The 21,640-nt window shown below is 72.0% G+C and carries 21 protein-coding genes; 11 read left to right on the forward strand and 10 right to left on the reverse strand.

The window, feature by feature from the left end; translation table 11 throughout:
- Positions 1-111 precede the first annotated feature (111 nt).
- From ABZZ20_RS01505 to ABZZ20_RS01520, 4 genes are all read right to left on the reverse strand, one after another.
- Positions 112-738, reverse strand: coding sequence for a CBS domain-containing protein (locus ABZZ20_RS01505; protein WP_356865534.1), 627 nt, complete (start codon positions 736-738; stop codon positions 112-114).
- A 12-nt stretch (positions 739-750) separates the two neighbouring features.
- Positions 751-1,356, reverse strand: coding sequence for a CBS domain-containing protein (locus ABZZ20_RS01510; RefSeq protein WP_356865536.1), 606 nt, complete (start codon positions 1,354-1,356; stop codon positions 751-753).
- 286 nt (positions 1,357-1,642) lie between these two features.
- Positions 1,643-2,512 carry a universal stress protein gene (locus tag ABZZ20_RS01515; protein WP_356865538.1) on the reverse strand — a complete coding sequence of 290 codons (870 nt, stop codon included), beginning with the start codon at positions 2,510-2,512 and terminating at the stop codon, positions 1,643-1,645.
- Positions 2,513-2,581: 69 nt separating this feature from the next.
- Complete coding sequence (locus tag ABZZ20_RS01520) at positions 2,582-3,280, reverse strand: CBS domain-containing protein (protein WP_356865540.1); 699 nt, start codon at positions 3,278-3,280, stop codon at positions 2,582-2,584.
- Between the two features lie 285 nt (positions 3,281-3,565).
- Between ABZZ20_RS01520 and ABZZ20_RS01525 the strand changes: the two genes are divergently transcribed.
- The 8 genes from ABZZ20_RS01525 to ABZZ20_RS01560 all read left to right on the forward strand — a co-directional run bounded on the left by ABZZ20_RS01525 (position 3,566) and on the right by ABZZ20_RS01560 (position 11,694).
- Positions 3,566-4,468 carry a universal stress protein gene (locus tag ABZZ20_RS01525; RefSeq protein WP_356865542.1) on the forward strand — a complete coding sequence of 301 codons (903 nt, stop codon included), beginning with the start codon at positions 3,566-3,568 and terminating at the stop codon, positions 4,466-4,468.
- A gap of 156 nt (positions 4,469-4,624) precedes the next feature.
- Positions 4,625-4,873: a DUF1918 domain-containing protein gene (locus ABZZ20_RS01530; RefSeq protein ID WP_356865544.1), complete on the forward strand. Its 249-nt coding sequence runs from the start codon at positions 4,625-4,627 to the stop codon at positions 4,871-4,873.
- A gap of 104 nt (positions 4,874-4,977) precedes the next feature.
- Positions 4,978-6,711: a GAF domain-containing protein gene (locus ABZZ20_RS01535; RefSeq protein WP_356865546.1), complete on the forward strand. Its 1,734-nt coding sequence runs from the start codon at positions 4,978-4,980 to the stop codon at positions 6,709-6,711.
- A gap of 183 nt (positions 6,712-6,894) precedes the next feature.
- Complete coding sequence (locus ABZZ20_RS01540; protein WP_356865548.1) at positions 6,895-7,161, forward strand: SHOCT domain-containing protein; 267 nt, start codon at positions 6,895-6,897, stop codon at positions 7,159-7,161.
- Between the two features lie 51 nt (positions 7,162-7,212).
- Entirely contained in the window at positions 7,213-7,851 is a 639-nt protein-coding gene (locus ABZZ20_RS01545) for a hypothetical protein (RefSeq protein ID WP_356865550.1), read from the forward strand.
- Positions 7,851-8,390, forward strand: coding sequence for a flavodoxin domain-containing protein (locus ABZZ20_RS01550; protein ID WP_356865552.1), 540 nt, complete (start codon positions 7,851-7,853; stop codon positions 8,388-8,390). The genes ABZZ20_RS01545 and ABZZ20_RS01550 overlap by 1 nt, the downstream gene beginning before the upstream one ends.
- Positions 8,391-8,511: 121 nt before the next feature.
- Positions 8,512-10,962, forward strand: a complete 2,451-nt coding sequence (locus ABZZ20_RS01555; RefSeq protein WP_356865553.1) for a heavy metal translocating P-type ATPase — start codon at positions 8,512-8,514, stop codon at positions 10,960-10,962.
- A 60-nt stretch (positions 10,963-11,022) separates the two neighbouring features.
- The gene (locus tag ABZZ20_RS01560) at positions 11,023-11,694 is read left to right on the forward strand and encodes a DUF305 domain-containing protein (protein WP_356865555.1); all 672 of its coding nucleotides are present in this window, start codon (positions 11,023-11,025) and stop codon (positions 11,692-11,694) included.
- A 79-nt stretch (positions 11,695-11,773) separates the two neighbouring features.
- On the opposite strand, the gene ABZZ20_RS01565 is transcribed toward ABZZ20_RS01560, so the two are convergent.
- Positions 11,774-12,289, reverse strand: a complete 516-nt coding sequence (locus tag ABZZ20_RS01565) for a universal stress protein (RefSeq protein WP_356865557.1) — start codon at positions 12,287-12,289, stop codon at positions 11,774-11,776.
- Between the two features lie 239 nt (positions 12,290-12,528).
- On the opposite strand from ABZZ20_RS01565, the gene ABZZ20_RS01570 reads away from it, so the two are divergent.
- Entirely contained in the window at positions 12,529-13,164 is a 636-nt protein-coding gene (locus tag ABZZ20_RS01570) for an alpha-ketoglutarate-dependent dioxygenase AlkB (protein WP_356865559.1), read from the forward strand.
- A 138-nt stretch (positions 13,165-13,302) separates the two neighbouring features.
- Here the strand turns inward: ABZZ20_RS01570 and ABZZ20_RS01575 are convergent, their stop codons facing one another.
- From ABZZ20_RS01575 to ABZZ20_RS01585, 3 genes are all read right to left on the reverse strand, one after another.
- Positions 13,303-14,031: a hypothetical protein gene (locus tag ABZZ20_RS01575; RefSeq protein ID WP_356865561.1), complete on the reverse strand. Its 729-nt coding sequence runs from the start codon at positions 14,029-14,031 to the stop codon at positions 13,303-13,305.
- A 183-nt stretch (positions 14,032-14,214) separates the two neighbouring features.
- On the reverse strand, positions 14,215-14,520 hold the full coding sequence (locus tag ABZZ20_RS01580) for a YkvA family protein (RefSeq protein ID WP_356865563.1): 306 nt from the start codon (positions 14,518-14,520) through the stop codon (positions 14,215-14,217).
- A 27-nt stretch (positions 14,521-14,547) separates the two neighbouring features.
- A complete protein-coding gene (locus tag ABZZ20_RS01585) occupies positions 14,548-15,012 on the reverse strand; it encodes a MarR family transcriptional regulator (protein WP_356865565.1) in 465 nt (154 codons plus the stop codon).
- Positions 15,013-15,141: 129 nt separating this feature from the next.
- On the opposite strand from ABZZ20_RS01585, the gene ABZZ20_RS01590 reads away from it, so the two are divergent.
- Positions 15,142-15,696: a DoxX family membrane protein gene (locus ABZZ20_RS01590; RefSeq protein ID WP_356865567.1), complete on the forward strand. Its 555-nt coding sequence runs from the start codon at positions 15,142-15,144 to the stop codon at positions 15,694-15,696.
- Positions 15,697-15,764: 68 nt separating this feature from the next.
- The gene (locus ABZZ20_RS01595) at positions 15,765-17,546 is read left to right on the forward strand and encodes a glycoside hydrolase family 15 protein (protein WP_356865569.1); all 1,782 of its coding nucleotides are present in this window, start codon (positions 15,765-15,767) and stop codon (positions 17,544-17,546) included.
- A gap of 146 nt (positions 17,547-17,692) precedes the next feature.
- Here ABZZ20_RS01595 and ABZZ20_RS01600 read toward each other — a convergent pair whose 3' ends face one another.
- Both ABZZ20_RS01600 and ABZZ20_RS01605 read right to left on the reverse strand, forming a co-directional pair.
- Complete coding sequence (locus ABZZ20_RS01600) at positions 17,693-19,096, reverse strand: APC family permease (RefSeq protein ID WP_356865571.1); 1,404 nt, start codon at positions 19,094-19,096, stop codon at positions 17,693-17,695.
- Positions 19,097-19,485: 389 nt separating this feature from the next.
- Positions 19,486-21,633, reverse strand: coding sequence for a SpoIIE family protein phosphatase (locus tag ABZZ20_RS01605; protein WP_356865573.1), 2,148 nt, complete (start codon positions 21,631-21,633; stop codon positions 19,486-19,488).
- Positions 21,634-21,640 lie beyond the last annotated feature (7 nt).

Raw genomic sequence — 21,640 nt, forward strand, 5'->3', positions numbered from 1 at the left:
TCGACCGTGCGCGGGTGTCCGGACGATGTGCTGGGAAAGGGTGCTCTGGGAGACGAGGACGACTCCTCGGGTCATCGGCTCGCGTGCCTCTCGATGTCTCACGGTCCCTTCCTACCGTTCGGTGACCTTCGGCACGCCGACCGACATGTCGTCCTCCTCGTAGGTGAGCCGATCGATGACGTCCACCACTCCGTCGACGCTCTGGCACAGCCGAAGGACGATGATGATGAGACTGCGCCGGCTCACCGTGCCGCTGAGGGTCACCACGCCGTCGTTGACCTCGACGGACAGCGCCGACGGACTGAGCCGGAGCGTGTGGACCAGGACGTCTTCGAGGATCTCTTCCTGGATCGCACGGTCCCGCCGCAGGAAGAGCTGGATCAGGTCGCTGCGGCTCAGGATTCCGATCAGCCGGCCGGTGTCGTCCACCACGGGCAGTCGCTTGACCATGTGCTTGCGCATGACGCGTGCGGCCCGGACGACGCTCCACTGCGGGGCGGCGGTGACGGCGGGGCTGCTCATGAGGCCGGCCGCGGTGGTCGTACCGTTGCCGCTACCGCGTCTGCGGAGCAGGTCGGCTTCGGAGACGACGCCCACGGGACGCTCCGACTCGTCCACGACGGGCACGGCCGTGATGTCGAACTCGTCGAGGAGCCGGGCGATCTCCTTGAACGTGGTACCGGGCTGGACGCTGACGGCGGTCGGGGTCATCAGGTCGGCGACGCTGCGGTGTCTCATGCTCGTCCTCCCTCAGGCGGGTACGTCGTCGGCGTCGAAGTGCGCCGTGACGTCCACGACTCCCGGGACCGTGCGGGCGACGCGCACCAGCACGTCCGTCAGGGACTGGTCCGGGACGGAGCCGTTCAGGTGGACGATGCCGTCGGCCACGTGGACGTTCACCAGGGCGGAGCCGACGGGAATGAGCTCCGCCATGATCATCTCGCGGAGCTCCTCGGCGATGTCGGCGTCGGGGCGCAGGTAGATCTTCAGTAGATCGCCCCGACTGACCACGCCCACGAGGCGGCCGTCGTCATCGACGACGGGGAGCCGCTTGAGGTGGCCGCGTGCCATCAGACGTGCGGCGCCGGCGATGGTGGCGTCCTTCGGCACCGTGACGGCCGGTACGGTCATCAGGTCGCCGGCGGTGACGGCGCGGGACTCGTCCGCGCCTTGCGCCTTGAGCAGCAGGTCGGCTTCGGAGACCACCCCGGCGACCCGTCCTTCCTGGGAGAGCACCGGCACCGCACTGATCCGCCATTGCCGCATGGTCTCCACGACGTCCTTGAACCGTGCTCCGCGATCGACCGAGATCACGGCGTGCGTCATGACGTCGTCGACGGTGCGCAGGTGCTTCATGGTTCCTCCCGGTGCGGTGACCCGCTAGGTCGAGCGTCGGCACCGCCGCCCCGCCCCGGGTAGGGCCATCCGGGACTCACCGGGGACTGAACGGCCCTGTTGCCCCGCCGCCGGCGGTGGTTCTATGGAATTGACGGAAAGAGTCCCTGTGAGGATGCGGAGAAGCGGCTCGTGGCCGTGCACCGCACGATCGGGACCCGCGAGAAGCGGGCTGGGCTCTTTCCGCCTCTACGTGTGGCCCGACGCTCCGCGGGGGACGGCACGGAGCCCCTCGCACGCGGGGCCGTCAGCCGTGGGTGATGACGGCGACGGGTACCGCGGCGTGGTGCAGGACGGCATGGGCCACCGGCCCGAGGTGCGCGCCCAGGGGCGAACGGCGCTGGTGTCGGCCGATGACGACGAGGTCCGCATCCGCCGACGACTGGACGAGGTGGCGGCCGGCGGGCCCCATGAACGCCCGGGAGATGACGTTCACCGACGGGAACTTGTGGCGCCAGGGCAGCAGCATGTCGTCCAGCATCTGCGTGACGCTCAGGCCGATGTCCCGTTCGTTGTCGGGGTCGAAGAAGGGGACGTACTCGTAGGCCGCGGGAAGCTTCCAGCCGTGGACCGCGCGCAGGGTGCAACCGCGGCGGGCGGCTTCCTCGAAGGCGAAGGAGAGGACCCTGTCGCCGGCTTCGTGAATGTCCACGCCCACGACGATCTCGCCGTACCCGGCCGACTCCGCGTTCCGCGGTCGGCCCGTTGCCCGTACGAGGGTCACCGGGGTATCGGTGGCGGCGAGCGTCGACATGGCCACCGAGCCGACGAGGAAGCCCGCCAGCCCGCCCAGTCCGCGGGACCCGAGGACGAGCAGCCCCGCGTCGGCGGCCTCCGCCGCCAGGGCCGCGGCAGGCCTGCCGGAGAGGCAGCGGATGGTGGCCTCCAGCTGTGGGTGGCGGCTCCGCACGTCCTCCAGGGCCTCGGTGAGGGCTTCATCGGCCCACCTGTCGGCGCCTTCGCGGCCCAGTCCCGGAACGGCCGGGCGCACGGGCCAGTCGACCGCGTGCACGAGTCTCAGCGGGACCTCCCGCAGAGCCGCCTCGCCGGCGCCCCAGCGGGCCGCGGCCAGGCTCTCCCGCGATCCGTCGATCCCGACGGTCACGTGGTGTTTCATGGCGGGAACCTCCTGAAGTCCGCGCGACCCTCGTGGCTCACCCGTACGGTCCATGCTCGGCCGTTGTCGTCACCAGGGCATGTCGTGGGCGCCCCGCTGTGGGGGAGTGACCAGGGAGTCGTCCACGCGCGCGGTCAACTGTGGCACGACCGCGACCACCCCTTCGAGCTGCCACGTGAGGCGGATCAAGATCGGGATGTCACTCGCCCGTTCGAGTCTGCCCTCCAGGGTGACGACACCGTCCAGCACGTGGGCGGTCACGGCGTCGGCGCTGAGCCCCATGGTGTCCGCGATCACGTCGTCGACCACCCGGCGGCGTATCTCCGCGTCGGGCCGCAGGAAGAGCCTGAGCAGGTCCCGACGCGTGACGATGCCGACGAGTCGGTCTTCGTCGTCCACGACCGGCAGTCGCTCCACACCACGGCGCGTCATCAGCCGGGCCGCGTCCGCCGCCGTCTCCTGAGCACGGACCGTCACCGCCGGCGCCGACATGGCCTCACCGGCGGTGAACCTCGCCGCGGGCGCGCTGACGGCGTCCGCGGGGACCCCGGCAGCGGGCACGTCCTCCGGTTCCGGATGTTCCTTCGCTTCCCGGCCGATCAGGTCGCTCTCGGAAATGACGCCCATCACCCGCTCCTCGTCGTCGAGGACGGGCAGCCCGCTGATGTCGTGCTGTGCGAGCAGCTTCGCGACATCCTTGAGTGAAGTGGCGGAGACAACCGAGACGACCTCGTCGGTCATCAGGTCTCCCACCTTGATGCGCTTCATGGAGACACCTCCTGTCGTCACAGCGATCCGTACGGACGACGGCGCCGGAGGCCGCTGAGAACCCACGATCCGCCAATGCACCCGAGATGAAGGAGGGCCGAACGGTCCGAAGCCGGGACCGATCGGACCCGCTCCTGGGAGCCGCACCGCACCTTCGGTACACGGGGCCACCAACGGGCCTGAAGGGGCCCTTGGGCCCGCCGGAGACCCGAGCGGCCCCGTGCGGAGGCGAGCCCGCGGTGTCAGCGTGATAGCTGAAGGTTGGCGGCACTCTGAGGAGGAACCATGGAAGGCACCACGAGCAGTTCGGAACTCGGCGCCGTCGTCGTCGGCGTCGACGGCTCCGAACCGGCCCGTCGGGCGGCGCTGTGGGCGGCGTCCGAGGCCGCGCGCCGTGAGCGCCCGTTGCACATCGTGTACGCGGCCGACACGGACGGCCGAGCGCTCTACGCTTCGGTGGAGACCATCGAGCGCGTCCGCAAGGCCGGCCGGGAGCTGCTGGACGAAACCGCCGCAGCGATCGCGGAGCAGCATCCCGAACTGGCCGTCACCACCGAGCTCGGCCGCGGCAAGCCCGTACCGAGCCTGACCCGGTCCGCGGCCCTGCGCGGCACCATCGTGGTCGGCAGCCGCGGGCTCGGCGGGTTCAGCTCCCTCATGCTCGGCTCCGTCGGCCTGAAGGTCGCGGCCGGAGCGACGACCCCGGTCATCGTGGTCCGAGGACCCGACGAGCGGGCCGAGGCCGGCGTGGTGCTCGCCGCGGTCCGCGACGAGAACGACCTCGACGTCGCGCGGTACGCGGCACGCGAGGCCTCGCTACGCAAGTCCTCGTTGCGCCTGCTGCACGTGTGGAACGTCCTGGAGTCGGTCGGGAACGTCGTGACCATGCTCGACAACGTGGAGGAGATCGCCGGCGAGGAGGTCCAGCACCTGACCACGGTGGCGGACCGGATCCGCGAGGAGTTCCCGGACCTGACCGTGCACGCGACCGCGGAGAAGAGCAGGTCCGTGGCCGGTGTTCTGGTCGAGGCCTCGCAGAACGCAGATCTGCTGGTGATGGGCGGCCGGCGGTCGTCCGGCTACATCGGACGCACCCTCGGGCGGGTGACCCACACCCTCGTGCACTACGCGGACTGCCCCGTGCAGCTCATTCCCCGGCGCGACGGCGAGGAGGGTGACCAGTCGTGATCCGGCGGCTTCCGTGCTCGTGCTCGGCGCCGCGGGCCGAGCCGCGGGCCGAGCCGTACCGCGGAGCTCCCCGGTGCACGTTCACCGGCCGTTCCCGGTACGGCGGGGGCGGACCGTCCGACAGACCCACAACGCTTTTCCGAAGGAGATGACGACGTGCCCGGACATGGCGACGAGAGTGGAATCCATGCCGTTGTCGGCGACGAAATCGTGGTGGACGGGCCGACCGTGGGCAAACACGGCCGTGACGGCGAAGTCGTCGGCCTGCGGCACGCCGACGGGACACCACCCTATGAGGTCCGGTGGTCCGATACCGGTCGCACCACCCTGTACTTCCCCGGCCCGGACGCCCACGTCCGCCACCTCGGGTCGGACGGCGACGGCGACGGCCACGGCCACGGCTGAGGTACGGGCCGGCGTCGCCCTCCAGCCCGCGCGTCGCGCCGACGCTCCGGAGCTACGGTGAAGGCGTAGGGGACGAGTTCCGTGCCGCGCCGCGGGAGGTGGACATGACTGGGGACCCCGCCGAGGGCAGCAGCCTCCCGCGGCTGAGGCTGGACGAGCTGATCGACGAGCTCCAGGTCCGCATCGACGAGGTGCGCGGCACCCGGGACCGGCTGAACGGGCTCCTCGAAGCCGTCATGTCCGTCGGCCGTGAACTGGACCTTCCCCAGGTCCTGCACGGAATCGTCGAAGCCGCCGTGGCGCTGGTCGACGCGCAGTACGGAGCCCTGGGCGTCATCGGCAGCGACAAGAAGCTCGCGGAGTTCCTGCCCGTCGGCATCAGCGACGAGCTTCGGGCCCGGATCGGCGAGCTGCCCTCGGGGCACGGCATCCTCGGCGAACTCATCCGGCACCCCGAGCCGTTGCGGCTCTCGGAGCTGTCCGAGCATCCCGCCTCGTACGGCTTCCCGGCCCACCACCCGCCGATGCACTCCTTTCTTGGCGTCCCCATCCGCGTCCGTGACGAAGTGTTCGGCAATCTCTACATGACCGAGAAGCGCGGAGGTGCGGAGTTCGACTCGGAGGACGAGTCGGTCCTGTCGACGCTGGCCGTGGCGGCCGGCATCGCCATCGAGAACGCCCGCCTGTACGAGGAGGTCCGGCTGCGGGAACGATGGCTGGCGGTCAGCGCGGACTTCACCAGTGCACTGCTCTCGGGCTCCTCGGAGTCCCAGGTGCTGGAAGGCATGCTGGAGCGGGTCAAGAACATCACGTCGGCCGACACGGGCGTCTTCTACCTCGTGGGTCCGAGCGGCGACCTGCGCGGATCACTCGCGCTGGGGGACGATGCGCGGGCCCATCGCGGGATCGTGCTGCCCGACGCCGAAGGCACCCTCGCCGCGGCAGCCCTGGCCGAGGACGGTCTGGTCGTCGTCCCGAGCGTCGAGGCCGACGAACGGATCACCGTGCGGACGGAGCGTTGGGACGGGTTCGGCCCGGCGGTGGCCGTCACGGTGGGGACCAAGGAGAGGCTGAGCGGCGTCCTGGCGCTCGCCCGCCGCCGCGACCGGACCCCGTTCGCCGCCCCGGAGGTCGCCGCGCTGCCCGGTTTCGCCAGCCAGGCCGCCCTTGCCCTGGAGCTCGCGGAACGTCGCCGGGACGTCGAGCAGATGAGTCTGCTCGCGGACCACGACCGGATCGCGCGCGACCTGCACGACCTGGCGATCCAACGTCTCTTCGCCATCGGAATGACCCTCCAGAGCGCCCAGCGCTTCGTCGAACACCCGGAGGCGGCCGAGCGGCTGGCGCGCGCCATCGACGACCTGGACTCCACCATCAAGATCATCAGATCGACGATCTTCGGCCTGCGGGAACACGAGGCTCCGGGAGCCGCTCCCCGGCTGAGGCTCCGCGCCGTGAAGGCGGTGGACGAAGCCGCCGGAGTGCTCGGCTTCGCCCCCGCCTTGAAGCTGGAGGGCCTCATCGAGACCGACGTGCCGCTGCCCGTGGCGGACGAGGTGCTCGCCGTGATCGGCGAGGCGTTGACGAACGTGGCGCGGCACGCCCGGGCGACCCGGGCCGAGGTCTCGATCTCGGTCGCCGAGGGCGTGCTGACCGTAAGCGTGAGCGACGACGGCATCGGGCTCCCCGACGGAGGCCGCCGCAGCGGACTGCGCAACCTCCAGGAGCGCGCCGACAGGCTCGGCGGGGAACTGTCCGTCTCGGGCAGGGGGACGGAGCGAGGCACCACGCTGAAGTGGCGGGTTCCGCTGACGAACCGGGCAGGGCCCCTCCCGTGAGCCGGACTGGCCCGGCCGGCCCGGCCGGCAGCGGCAGACAGGGGCAGACAGGGGCCGATCGGCCCCCCTGCGGGTCCCGACCGGCACCTGACCGACGGGGGGCGGCGGGTGGACGGTGGTGTCAGGCCCGCGGCCCCGTTCACGGGCCGCACCACTCGGTCTTCGCCGGAGGAGCGTGAGGACATGTACTGGTACGACCACGGCATGGGCGCATGGGGTTGGTTGTTCATGTCGTTCAGCGCGATCGTCTTCGTGGCCCTGATCGTCATCGTGACGGTGTTGCTGTTCCGCAACACGCCGCGCGCTCCGCAGGGTCCGCAGCCGCCTTCCGCGGCCTCGGCGGAGCAGCTGCTCGCCGAACGGTTCGCCCGCGGTGAGATCGACGACGACGAATACCAGAAACGTCTGACGACGCTGCGCCGGCACGGGGCCGGACCACCCGGTCCCTAGCGTGTTCCGGCAGCCTTTCCCCGCGAATCCGTCCGGACCCGGGAGGTCCCGATGAACGCCGACCCGATCGCCGACGAGACCGCCGCCCCCCTGCTCCTCGACGGTGTCCTGCCGGAATTCGCCTGTACCCGGGTGGAATGCGTGGTGGTCCCGGCACGGCCGTCCGTGGCGTACCGGGCCGCGCGCGATCTCGACCTCCTCACGGTCCACGGCCCGCTGCTCGACCTGGCCATGTGGGTCCGCGGCGTGCCGGACCGGGTCCGCCGCCGCCCGGTGCCCCTGCCCACGAGCCTGCGCATCGCCGACCTGTTCGACACCGTGGGCGACGAAGACCAGCCCTGGGTCGGCCTGGGCGAGGATCCCGGGCACGAGATCGTGTTCGGCGCCGTCGGCACGCCGTGGAAGCCCTCCATCACGTGGCGACGGATCGAACCGGAGGCGTTTGCCGCGTTCGACGAGCCCGGGTGGGCGAAGATGGCCGCCGCCCTCGTCGTCCACCCCCACGGGACGCACCGCTCGCTGCTCGTGTACGAGGTCCGGACCAGCTGCACCGATCCCTCGTCCACCGCCCGCTTCAGGCGCTACTGGACGTTCGTTGCGCCGGGGGTCGGGCTCGTCCTGCGGGGTGCGCTCCGAGCCGTGGCAGAGGCCGCTGCGGACGTCCCACGTTCCGAAGGAGATGACCTCTGATGCGTGCCGTGATCGTGTACGAGAGCCTGTTCGGCAACACGCGCCAGGTGGCCGAGGCGGTCGGCGCGGGCGTGCGGGAAGCCCATCCGGAGGCCGAGGTCGACTGCGTACGGGTGGACGAGGCCGGCCCGGAGCGGATCGGGACGGCCGACCTCCTCATCGTGGGCGGGCCGACGCACATGCGCGGGATGACTTCCGGCCTGTCCCGCAAGCTCGGGCTGCGGTCCGAGAAGGAGCAGGCCGATCAGGAGCCCGAGCAGCCCCGCCATACGGCCGAGGAAGGTGCGGAGGGCCCCGGCCTGCGCGACTGGTTCCATGAACTGGGCACGACACATGAGGCGATCCCCGCGGCGGCGTTCGATACCCGGGGAGACTTCCGGTTCGCCGGCGGCGCCGCCCCCGCCATCGCCCGCAGACTCCGCAGCCACGGCTACCGCCTCGCTGCGGACCCGGAGGGGTTCATCACCGACGACGCCGAGGGCCCGTTGCGCGAGGGGGAACTCGATCGGGCCCGGGCCTGGGGCGCGACCCTGGGCTGATCCGCCGGGACGACGCCGTCCGTCCAGCGCTGCCCCTGCCGGACGCCGGCCGGCGATCCACTCGGCCGGCGCGAACGACCCCTGACCCCGACCCGCTCGCGCACCAGGGAGGTGAACGGGTATGGCACATCCACCGGGACACCGACCGGCGCACGAGCCGGACCCGCCGGACCCGCCGGGCAAGGAGCGCAGTACGGCCGTGCTGGACGTGCGGGGCATGGTCTATGCCACCCAGCAGAACACCGTCGCAGCCGTGCTGGGGCGACGGCCGGGCGTGCTGGACGTCGAGGTCAATCCCGTGGCCCAATCGGCCACCGTCGTCTTCGACCCGCGGCGCACCTCGTTGGCCGAGTTGCGCGGCTGGGTGACCGAGTGCGGCTACCACTGTGCCGGCCAGTCGGTGCCCGCCCACCTCTGCGACCCGATGGACGAACCCGACCCGCCCGGCCCCGGAGTGGTAGCCGCAGGTGCACCGGCCGTGGCCGGTGAGCAGGAGGCGGAGGTCCTGCGGTCACCCCATGAGGTCATGGGTCACGGTGGCGGGGCGGGGACGTCGATGTCGGACATGGTGGCCGACATGCGCAACCGCTTCCTGGTCGCGCTGCTGTTCTCCGTCCCCATCGTGATCTGGTCCCCGATCGGGGAAGAGGTCTTCGGCTGGCACGCCCCCGTGCCGTTCGGGCTGCGCCAGGACGTCTGGGCCCTCCTCCTGAGCCTCCCGGTGATCTTCTACTCCTGCACGATCTTCTTCGACGGCGCCGTACGGGCCCTGCGCGCCCGGACGCTCGACATGATGGTGCTGGTGGCGGTCGCCATCGGAGCGGGCTGGCTGTACTCCCTCGTCGTCACGCTCACCGGGGGCGGCGACGTCTTCTACGAGGCCGCCACCGTGCTGGCCTCCTTCGTCCTGCTGGGCCACTGGTTCGAGATGCGCGCCCGCGGCGGTGCCAACGACGCCGTACGGGCCCTGCTCGACCTCGCCCCTCCCCGGGCCGTCGTCCTGCGGGACGGCCAACCCGTGGAGGTGCCCACGGCCGACGTGAGCGTCGGCGACCTGCTGCTGGTACGCCCCGGAGCGAAGATCGCCGCGGACGGGATCGTGGAGGACGGCGAGAGCGAGGTCGACGAATCGACCGTGACGGGCGAGAGCCTGCCCGTGCACAAGGAACCCGGCTCCGCCGTGGTCGGCGCCACGCTCAACGCCAACGGCACCCTGCGGGTGCGGGCCACCAGGGTCGGCGCCGACACGGCGCTCGCGCAGATCGTCAAGCTCGTCCAGGAGGCCCAGAACTCCAAGGCCCCGGGCCAGCGGCTCGCGGACCGCGCCGCGTTCTGGCTCGTCCTCGTCGCCCTCATCGGCGGCGCCCTCACCCTGGCCGTCTGGCTGCTCGCCACCGACGAGCCCTTCGGTACGGCGATGCTGTTCGCCATCACCGTCGTGGTCATCACCTGCCCGGACGCGCTGGGCCTGGCCACCCCCACCGCGATCATGGTCGGAACCGGGCTGGGAGCCGAACGGGGGGTCCTGTTCAAGAACGCCGCGGCCCTGGAGGCATCGGCGGGCATCCAGACCGTGGTCATGGACAAGACCGGCACCCTCACCAAGGGCGTACCCGAGGTCACCGACGTCATCACCGTCCCCGACCGGGCGGAGGACGACCTCCTGTACCTGGTAGCAGCAGTCGAGCGGGAATCCGAACACCCGCTGGCCGAGGCGGTCGTACGCTACGCGGAGGCCCGCGGCGCGCGCGTGGCGCAGGCCCGCCACTTCGAGAACTTGCCGGGCCTCGGGGCGAGCGCCGTCGTGGACGGCCACCGCGTCGCGGTCGGCAACCGTCGCCTGGCAGAGCACGAAGGCGTGGACCTGGGCCCGTTCGACGACCGGCGCGCGGAGCTGGCGGCAACCGGCCGCACCGTCGTCATCGTCGCCGTGGACGGCCGGGTCGCGGCCCTGATCGGCATCGCCGACGCACCGCGGGAGACCGCTGCGGACGCCGTGCGCGCCCTGCACGCCCTGGGCATCGACGTCGTCATGCTCACCGGAGACAACCGGGCCACTGCCGAACGGATCGCGCAGCGCCTGGGCATCGACACCGTCATCGCCGAGGTCCTCCCCGGTGACAAGGCGGCCACCGTCGCCGAGCTCCAACGCTCCGGCCGCAAGGTCGCCATGGTCGGCGACGGGGTCAACGACGCCCCCGCGCTCGCCCAAGCGGACCTCGGCATCGCCATCGGTGCCGGCACCGACGTCGCCATCGAGACCGCCGACCTCGTCCTGATGCGCTCCGACCCCCTCGACGTCCCCACCGCCCTGCGTATCGGACGGGGGACCCTGCGCAAGATGCGACAGAACCTGGGCTGGGCCATCGGCTACAACGCCATCGCCCTGCCCATCGCCGCCGGCGTCTTCGAACCGGCGACCGGCCTGATCCTCCGCCCCGAGATCGCCGCGCTGACCATGTCCGGATCCAGCATCATCGTTGCCGTCAACGCCCTCGCCCTCAAACGGCTCCGGCTGCCCCGTCCTGCTCCTGCGAGCCCGGCCGACGGAGGTGGTCGCCGTGGCCCGTGATGCGGCTCGGCTCCCGGCCCGCGGCACGGGCTCCCTCCCCGTCATCCATCCGGAGGCGACATGAACACGAACCGATCCCTGCCGCTCCGCGTCGCCCTGGTGGCCCCTGCGGTGGCCGCCGGTCTGGTCCTCACGGGCCCCGGTGGCGCCGGCGCGCACCCGGCCGGTAGCCCTACGGTGACCACGACCACGACCACGACCACGACCCCGACCACCCCGCCCCAGACGGAACGGCACAACCAGGCGGACGTCACCTTCGCGCAACGCATGATCCCCCACCACCGCCAGGCCGTCATGATGACCGCCATGGTCGAGTCCCACGGAGCCTCCGACCAGGTCAAGGCCCTCGCCGAAAGAATGGAGAAGGTACAGAAGTCCGAGATCGAGACGATGACCGGATGGCTCAGGGCCTGGGGGGAGAAGGTCCCCGTAGGCATGGGCGGCATGGGCTATACAGGTGAGATGCCCGGCATGGGGCACGGCGACGACGACTTCACCGGGCCCGGGATGATGAACGACGAAGACCTGCGCCGCATCGACAGGGCCGAGGGCAACGCCTTCGACACCATGTTCCTGACCAGGATGATCGAACACCACGAAGGCGCGATCGCCATGGCCAAGACCGAACAACAGCGCGGTGCCTACGGGCCCGCCAAGGCCCTCGCCGACGCCATCGTCACCTCCCAGACCGCCGAGATCGCCCAGATGCGCGCGATGCTCGGCGCGGGCTGACCGAAGGCGAGGGCGCCCCTCCCTGGGCGCGCCGGTCGGCGCCTTCGACCGGGACGGACCCGCCGTGTCTCGTTCCGCCTCATTCCGCCAGCTCCCGCACGTCCAACGGCAGCCGCCAGACGTTACGGCGGCGGACGGCGTCGAGTGAGGCCTGGAGCGGGGACGGCGGCACGGCCAGTACCGGGCAGGGCGCGTGCGCCGTGCAGTAGCGGGCCACCGAAGGCCGCAGGAAGCGGCGCAGCCCGCGGCGCGCGCCCGTCCCCACGACGAGGAGGTCCTCCGGGCCACGTACCGCGCCGACGAGTGCCGCGCCGGCCGTGCCGTGCACGGCGTGACCCACGAAGGCCACGCCCGGCCCGCCGGGGCCGAACGCCGTGTCGAGGGCCTCGCGCAGCCGCGCCACTGCCGCGGACCGCGAGGTGACCAGGACCGAGACGCCGACCGGGCCGCGGCTGCCGATGTCCCCGCCCGAGCCCTGCCAGGCCAGGACCACGCGCAGCTCCGCATCGCGCATCCGGGCCTCGGCAGCGGCCCGGTGCAGGGCCGTCAGACTGCCGGGTCCACCGCTGACACCGACCACGACTCCGTGTCGCATGGGTCCACCCCTCATCGACCTGCTGGCGTTTTCCATGCAAACGCCGGGCGGGGGAGCGTGATAATCCCGCTGACGGCTTTCTGACGCGGAAGCCACGCAGCATGACGGGTTCTTGACGCTTGACGTCAGCCGGCGTGGGCGTGGGCCGTGCCGGGTTGACGACGGCGGACGGGAGAGCGAACTGCGGCCACCCCTACTTCAATCGAGCACGCGTTCGATTGAACGGTTAGGCTGGATCCGTGCGTACGATTCCGGGCCTCCAGGGCTCCCTCTTCGACCAGGGCGACGAGATCCGCCTCGGCCCGCTCTCGGACCTGCGTCGCACCCTGCTCGGCGCCGGGGCCTGGGTCGACCACCTGCCGGGCTGGCTCTCCGGCGCCGACACGCTGTTCGAGCGGCTGGCCGAGGAGGTGCCGTGGCGGGCCGAGCGGCGGCAGATGTACGAGCGCGAGGTCGACGTGCCCCGTCTGCTGGCCTTCTACGAAGAGGGCCGGCCCCTGCCGCATCCGGTGCTCACCGAGGCCCGCGAGGCCCTGACCCGGCACTACGCCGGCGAGCTCGGGGAGCCCTTCGCCACCGCCGGGCTGTGTCTCTACCGTGACGGCCGGGACAGCGTCGCCTGGCACGGGGACCGCATCGGCCGGTCCGCCACCGAGGACACCATGGTCGCGATCGTCTCGGTCGGCGACCCGCGCGACCTCGTCCTCCGGCCCCGTGACGGCGGCGCCACCCTGCTCCGGCTGCCCCTGGGGCACGGGGACCTCGTCGTGATGGGCGGTTCCTGCCAGCGGACCATGGAACACGCGGTGCCCAAGTCCGCGCGCGCCGTCGGCCCGCGCATCAGCATCCAGTACCGCCCGCGCGGCGTCCGCTGAGCCGCCCCTCAACCGCCCCCGTCAACCGCTCCCGGGCTCAGTACCCGTACACGCTCAGCTCGACGATGGACGCGAAGAGGTGTTCCCAGACCTCGGCGGCGGGCGCGTCCGGATCGAGGGCGTCCGGCTCCAGCTCCGTCACCTCGCGGAGGAAGGAAGCGTGGCCGAGCTCGCCGGGGTACGGGTCCCAGCAGGCCCCTCCAGACGTGCCGCGTCGAGCGGTGAGGTGCTGGGCGCGGGGTCCACGAACCACGGCTCGCCCACCCCCGCGTCGCAGGAGCTGCTGTCGGCGCCGCCGGTCGGCCAACCGGCCTCCGCCGCCGCATTGCGTTCGACCACCACGATCCCGCGTGCGTCGGTGAGCAGGAACCGGCCCGCGCCGAGGGCCGTGGGTTCCTCCCAGGCGCCGGGGCAGTGCAGGGCCCAGGCGTCCTCGTCCCCGTCGAAGAGGAGCGGCCCGTCCTCCTCGGCCTCCTTCGTGCGCCGGACGGACTCCCCGTCGGCGGGTGCCGGGCACGGTGCGCCGGTGGCCAGGTCGAACCAGCGTTCCTCGGTCCACAGGGACGAGACCTTCAGCAGGCTCCGGCCGTCGGCTCCGTCGAGGACTTCGGAGCTGGGGTCCCCGCTGAGGTTCGGCTCCGCCCGGAAGGCCCCGACCGGGCGCCACCAGGCCCAGACGGTCCGCCACGGTAGTCCGGGCTCGGCCGCGGCGACCTGCTCGGCGTAGCCGTCGTGTCCCAGCACCTTGGCGGCGAAGTGCAGCCACGAGGCGAACTCCGCCCGCGACACCTGCGCCCGCCCGAACACCGCGTCCGCCTGGGCGAAGACCTCGCGGCCACCCCTCCGCCCTCCTTGGCGCCGGGCCATTCCCGCACCCGGGCGGGACCGGCCTCCAACAGGGCGGCGGGGGAGGAGAACAGGGCGTCAAGATCTTCACGAGGCATGCGGACATGGTGACACCGGGCACCGACAGCCCCGGATCCAGGGGGCGTTGGTCCACCGGCCGAGGGCCGGCGCGTCGCGGGCGCCTACGGTGCGCCCCGCGGGCGACTACGCGGCGCCGGGGTCCTTGGCCCGAACCACGCCGGGTCGGGCCGCGGACGCCGCCGCGTGCAGGGAGCGCAGGGCCAGCAGCAGAACGCCGATGTCGTCGAGGTACACCGGGTCCGGGATCAGGTCGACGGGCGAGACGGTGTAGATCACCGCCACCCAGAAGAGCGCCTTGTCGCGCAGCGGGATACCCGCGTCGATCAGCAGGCGCCGCGCCGCGAAGACCCGTACGAGCAGCACGGCGGCCGTGATCGCCAGCCCGAGGGCGACGACTGCGGTGACCGTCAACCAGACCGTTGCGTCCATGACACCCCTATACCCCGTTGGGGGCGATCATCCGCCGTGTTCGCGCAGTCGGCGGCTGACCTCGCCCAGCCCGTCGGCCAGCGCCTCCAGCTGCTCGGGGGTGAGCGCGTCGATCAGTGCCTCCCGGACCGTCGCCACGTGCCCGGGCGCGGCCTCTTCCAGTCGGGCGCTGCCGGCGTCCGTGAGGACGGCGAAGACCCCGCGCACGTCGGAGGGGCAGCTGCGGCGGCGGACCAGGCCCGCCTTCTCCAGTTGGGTGACCTGGTAGGTCAGCCCGCTCTTCGAATTGATCAGGCCATTGGCGAGTTCCGTCATCCGTAGCTCGCGGTCCGGAGCGGCGGCGAGTCGGACGAGTATCTCGTACTGCGGGTGCGAGAGCCCGGAATCGTCCTTCAGCTGTTGATCGAGGCGGCGGTTCACCAGTGCGGATGCGGCCAGGAAGCCGCTCCAGGCGCGCATCTCGCGCTCGTCCAGCCATCTCGTTTCAGCCATGCCCCCAGCCTACACGGGTTGTTCCAATTTGAATCACTGGTTAAGGTCGGGCTGGCGGTTCGAATTTGAACTACTCCATTACGAGCCACTCCATCCCCCGCCCCGAACCGCCCGACCGGAAGGATCCCCATGACCAGCCCCTCCGTCACCGCGACGAAGCCGCAGGCCGCTGCACCGGCCGTCCCGCTCGCCCCCTCCACGCCCGCCCACGACGTCGGACTGCTCCTGCTGCGCGTCGTCCTCGGACTCACCATGGCCGCCCACGGCACCCAGAAGCTCTTCGGCTGGTTCGGAGGCGGCGGCATCAGCGGCACCGGCCAGTTCTTCACCGCAAGCGGCTACCCCGCCGGCGACGCCATGGCCGTCCTCGCCGGCCTCACCGAGACCCTCGGTGGCCTCGGCCTCGTCGTCGGACTGCTCACCCCGCTCGCCGCTGCCGCCCTGGTCGGCACCATGATCAACGCGCTCGCCGTCCACGGCGCCGGGGCGTTCTTCGCCCCCGAGGGCATCGAGTACGAGCTGCTTCTGACCGCGGGCGCCGCCGCACTCGCGCTCACCGGCCCCGGCCGGTACGCCGCCGACCGCTTCCTGCCCGTCCTGCGCGACCACCGCCTGGCCCACGGCGCCCTCGCCGTCGCCCTCGGCGTGATCGTCGCCGCAGCGCTGCTCCTCGTACGCGACTGACCGGACGCGGAACGGGGCCCCCGGGCCCGGGTTGATTGGGCTCGGGCAATGGGGGGAACAGCGCACAAATGACACAACCCATCGAAGACTACGCACTCATCGGCGACCTCATGACCAGCGGGCTGGTCGGCCGCGAAGGGTCCATCGACTGGCTGTGCCTGCCGCGCTTCGACTCGGCGGCCTGTTTCGCCGCGCTCCTCGGGGACGAGGAGAACGGCCACTGGCGCATCGCGCCGGCCGGGGCCGCCGACGGCGAGCGGTGCACCCGCCGCGCCTACGTCGACGGCACGCTGGTCCTGGAGTCGTACTGGGACACCCCCGATGGCGGCTCGGTCAAGGTCACCGACTTCATGCCGCAGCGCGACAGCGCCCCCGACGTGATGCGCATCGTCGAGGGCCTGGCGGGCGAGGTCACCATGCGCAGCACCCTGCGCCTGCGGTTCGACTACGGGCACGTCGTCCCCTGGGTCCGGCGCTCCGTCGGCCAGCGGGTCGCCGTCGCCGGGCCCGACTCGGTGTGGTTCCGCAGCGAACCCCCCGTACGCACCTGGGGCGAGGACAACAGCACCCGCTCCGAGTTCACCGTCGTTGCGGGGGAGCGCGTCGCCTTCGTCCTCACCTGGCACGCCTCGCACGAACCGCGCCCCGAGCCCATCGACCCGTACGCGGCCCGGGAGATGTGCCTCGCCGACTGGCGGGACTGGTCAGCCCAGTGCCGCTACGAGGGCCCCTACCGGGAAGCGGTGATCCGCTCCCTGATCACCCTCAAGGCCCTCACCTACGCCCCGACCGGCGGTATCGCGGCCGCCGCCACCACGTCGCTCCCCGAGGAGCTCGGCGGCGTCCGCAACTGGGACTACCGCTACTGCTGGCTGCGCGACTCCACCCTCACCCTCGGCGCCCTCATCGCCACGGGCTTCCTCGAAGAGGCCCGCGCCTGGCGCGAATGGCTGCTGCGCGCGATCGCCGGCGACCCCGCCGACCTACAGATCATGTACGGGATCGGCGGCGAGCGGCGGATTCCCGAATCCGACCTGCCGTGGCTGCGCGGGTACGCCTCCTCCGCGCCGGTCCGGATCGGCAACGCGGCCGTGGACCAGCTCCAGCTCGACGTGTACGGAGAGGTCCTCGACTCGCTCTACCTGGCCAGGTCGAGCGGGCTGCCCGCGGAGAAGCACGCCTGGCAGATCCAACTGGCCCTCCTCGACTTCCTGGAGCGCAACTGGCGCCGTCCCGACGAGGGCCTGTGGGAGGTGCGCGGCCCGCGCCGTCACTTCGTGCACTCCAAGGTGATGGCGTGGGTCGCCGCCGACCGGGCCGTACGCACGCTGGAGCGGGACCCCTCGCAGCGCGGCGAGGTGGAGCGCTGGCGGGCCATGCGGGAGGAGGTGCACCGGGAGGTGTGCGAGAACGGCTACGACCCCGAGCGCAACACCTTCACCCAGTTCTACGGCTCCCGCGAGCTGGACGCGGCCGCCCTGCTCATTCCCCGGGTCGGCTTCCTGCCGCCCGACGACCCGCGCGTGATCGGCACCGTCGACGCGGTCCGTGCGGAACTCGGCGGCAACGGGTTGGTCCGGCGCTACAGCACCGAGGGGCCGTCGGTGGACGGGCTCCCCGGTGACGAAGGGGCCTTCCTGGCGTGCTCGTTCTGGCTGGCCGACGCGCTGCACGTGACCGGTCGGCAGAAGGAGGCGCGCGCCCTCTTCGAGCGGCTGCTGGACGTGTGCAACGACGTGGGGCTGCTCGCCGAGGAGTACGACCCCGTGCTGGGCCGCCAACTCGGAAACTTCCCGCAGGCGTTCAGCCACGTCGGCCTGGTGAACACGGCGATCACCCTGAGCCGGTAGGGCCAGGCCCCGGCCCCGCGCGGACGGCCTCGGCCTGCGGCAAGTTCGTCATCAGCATCGACGGGGGCGACGGGAGGTCCCCCGTCGCCCCCGTCGGCTCCGTCGGCCCGCTCCCGGCCCGTCGCGGCGGGAGCGGGAGCGGGGGCTCACGCAGCGGCCGGCTCGGCGTCCTCCGGGATGCTGACCAGCCAGCGGGTGTCCTGCCGCGGGCGCAGGTACAGCGCCCAGTAGAGCGTGGCGACGGCGGTGATCCCGCCGGTCCACAGCAGGTACTGGGTCTCCTGCTGGGTCAGGATGTACGCGAGCACGGCGATCAGCGCGATCGGTACGGCCGGCCACAGCGGCATCCGCCAGGCGGCCACGTGGCGGTGCGTCCCGCGCCGGGCGAACAGCGCGGCCACCGCGACCAGCAGGTACATGCCGGTCACCGAGACGCCGGTGACCCCGTACAGGGTGTCGAGGTTGACGAAGCACAGCGCCGCACCCGGGACACCGACGAGGAGGGTGGCCACCCACGGGGAGCCGAAGCGGCCGAGCTTGGACAGCGCGTGGTTGACCGGCGCGGGCCAGGCCTTGTCGCGGGCGGAGGCGAACAGCACGCGGGAGTTCTGGATCACCATCACGATGCCGGCGTTGATGATGGCGAGGGCGACGCAGAGGCTGACGAAAGTGCCGACGGCCGAGTTGGACCAGGCGGTGACCATGGCGCCGAGGTCGCCCTCGGCCAGCGCGTCGAGGTCCGGGGCGCCGACGGTGATGGCGATGACCGGGACCAGAATGACGGCCGTGGAGATGGCGAGGGTGGCGAGCACCGTGCGGGCGACGTTGCGCCGCGGGTGTTCGAGCTCCTCCGAGAGGTACACGGCGGTCGAGAAGCCCTGGGTGATGAACAGGGCGATGGCGAGCCCGGAGACGACCATCATCGCGGTCACCGTGGACGTACCGCCCTCACCGGCGACCACGCCGTGCACCAGCGCGTCGGTGCCCCGCTCGCTGTGCGCGAAGCCGAGGACGGCGACCAGCGCGGCGGCGATGACCTCCAGCACCAGGAAGATGCCGGTGATCCAGGCGTTGGCCCGCAGGTCGAGGAGGCCGGCGAGGGTGGCGAGCAGCATGACGCCGCCGCCCGCGACCGGGGCCGGTATCTGCACGATCGGCGCGAGGTAGTCGGCGGTGCCCATGGCGATCACGGGAGGCACGATCATCACGACGAGCAGGGAGAGGACGAAGACCAGCCACCCGGTGAGCCGGCCCGCCAAGGTCGAGACCATCGCGTACTCGCCACCGGCGCTGGGGATCAGGGTGCCGAGCTCCGAGTAGCAGAACGCGACGCCGATGCAGAGCAGCGAGCCGATGGCGATCGTGAGGGCGGTCCACGTGCCGAGACTGGAGAACAGGTCGGGTACGACGACGAACAGGGTCGAGGCGGGCGTCACGCACGAGAGCGTCAGCAGGGTGCCGCCGACGACGCCGATGGAACGCTTGAGCTTCTGGGGGACGGGCCCGGTGGCGGGGGCGAGGGCCTGAGGGGCGCTGATCGTTTCAGACATCGGTTCGGGGTTCCGATCGGCAGGTGCGGTGAACTGAGGTGCGGGAGCGGTATCGCCTCCGAGGCGGTGGTGAGCAAAGCGGTTCGAGTGGCTCCCGGGCCGTCATCGAAGCTCTGCGAGATCGGCAGGTCAAGAGCCGTTCTCCTGCGGATTCCATCGTTCCGACGCGGTGCGACAGGCTTGCGGTGGTGTGAAGACCGCGTAAACGCTGAGCAGAGTCCAGGTGCGGGAACCGCAACTCCCAGCCGGCAAATTTTCTTCCGCTTTGCCGACATGTGTTCGTGGCGACACCACCTGCCCAAGGGGTGGTCACCCCGCAGGAGCCGCACGGCATCGAACGAAGCGGATCGTATGATTCCGGGTCGTCGCGCTACGAGGTCACCGGCGCGCTACGAGGTCGCAGCAGGCCGGCGGCCCGGACGCGAGGCCAGCAGCAGGGCGATGTCGTCCGGCCGGTCGGTGGCGTCCCCCGCCTTGGCGACCAGCCGGTCCGCCATCTCCGTCAGCGGCCACGGTCGGGCCGCGGCCAGCGCCGCCCGCAGCCGCTCCACGCCGGTGTCGATGTCCGTGCCCGCCTCCTCCACCAGCCCGTCGGTGTACAGGGCGAGCACCGCGCCCGGCGCCAGCCGCAGCTCTGTCACGGGGTAGGCGGCATCCAGGTCGACGCCGAGCACCACCCCGCCCGGCAGGTCCAGCACCTCGGTCCGCCCGTCCGCGTGGCGCAGCAGCGGCTGCGGGTGCCCGGCCCGGGCGGCCCACGCGCGGCCCGACAGCGGGTCGAGGAGCACGTAGCAGCAGCTGGCGAACTGGCCGGGGTCGAGATCGATCAACAGCCGGTTGGTGCCGGTCATCACCTGCTCCGGCGTATTGCCGCCGAGCGTGAAGGCCCGTACGGCGCTCCGCAGTTGACCCATGGTCGCGGCAGCCGCCACCCCGTGGCCCTGGACGTCCCCGATGACCAGGGCCAGCAGGCCCTCGTTGGTCTCGACGACGTCGTACCAGTCGCCTCCCACGTCCATGCCGACGGTGCCGGGCAGGTACCGGGCCACCGTTTCCACGTGCTCGTGCACCGGCAGCCGGTGCGGCAGCAGCGCCGCCTGCAGCCCGCGGGCCCGCGCCGCCTCGGAGTCGTAGCGCTGCGCCCGCTCCAGGGCCTGAGCGATCAGTCCGGCCAGCGCGGTCAGCACCGTCCGCTCCTCGGGACTGAACCCGCGCGGCGCGTCGAAGCCGAGGATGCACGAACCCACCGGCCGGCCCGAGGCGATCAGCGGCAGGAACGCCCGCGCCCCGACGTGCGCGTCCATCGGGATACCCGGATATGCGGCGGCCAGGTGCCCCATCGACTCGAAGAACATCGGCCGGCCCGAGGTCAGGGTCTCCACGCCCGGCAGCCGGACGTCCAGCCCCACCCCCTCGAACCGGTCCAGGAAGCCCTTCGGGAAGCCCGTCTCCCACGCCATGTGCAGGTGCCGTTCGTTGAGCAGGTAGATCGCCAGCTGGCGGCCCCCGAAGGCGGGCAGCAGCTCCTGGGTGACCACCGCCGACACCTGGCGGGCGGTGACCGCCTCCGTCAGCGCGATCGCGAGGGCCACCGGCCGGTACAGCGCCGAGGCCCGGTCGGCCGGCGAGCCCAGACCCGCATCGGCACGGATCACCTGCCCGGGCGCGCGGGGAGGCTGCTCGCCCTCCCCGATCGTCACGGTCACCCCGTCCGGGGCCGGGTACAGGTCCACCGTCACCCAGTCCTCGTGCGGATGCCGGCTGCGCCGGGCCGCGAAGCGCACCCCCTCCGCGGACATGAACACGCTCCGGAAGTGGTCCTCGTACGCCGGCTGTCCGAGCCAGGGCACCGCCTCCCACACCACCCGCCCGCGCAGCTCCCGCCCGCCCATCCCCAGCAGGTCGGCGGCGGCGGAGTTCATGTACCGCACCCTGCCCTCACGGTCCAGCGACAGCACCGCCAGCGTGAGCCGCTCCAGGGCCTCGCGGGCCCCCTGAGCCCGTTCCGGAGGTGGTACGCACACCGGATCGCCCTTCCAGCGGACCGCGTCCCCGGCTGCGGTGAGCTCGGCGAGCGCCCCGGTCAGCCTCTTCGCGGCGGCCCGCATCCGCTCGCGGTCGGCGGCGTCGACCGGGACTCCGGGTGTCGCGGGGCGCAGGACGAACAGCACCCCGAACCGCTCGGACCCGCTGACGAGCGGCTCGTACAGCGAGGCGAAGGGGAACGGCAGCCCGGCCGCCATCTGCGGGAAGCGCTGGGTGGTGGCCTCCGCGTCGGGCAGGTGCACGGACTGGCCGGATCGGTAGGCCTCGGCGGTGGGGTACGGGCGGTTCACGTGCATCCGCCACCACGGACGGAACAGCTTGCCGGGCAGCCCCGTGACCACGGCCAGCAGCAGCGTCTCCTCGATGCCGGAACGCAGGTAGACGCCGCCCGCAAACCCGCCGACGGCCGGCACCGCATCAACACAGGCCCGCGCGAGCACCCGGGCCGTGGCGTCGGTTGTGGGGCGGCCGCTGTCCGCTCTCGCCGTCACACAGTCA

The organism is Streptomyces sp. NPDC006430, from assembly GCF_040612395.1.
GTDB lineage: Bacteria > Actinomycetota > Actinomycetes > Streptomycetales > Streptomycetaceae > Streptomyces.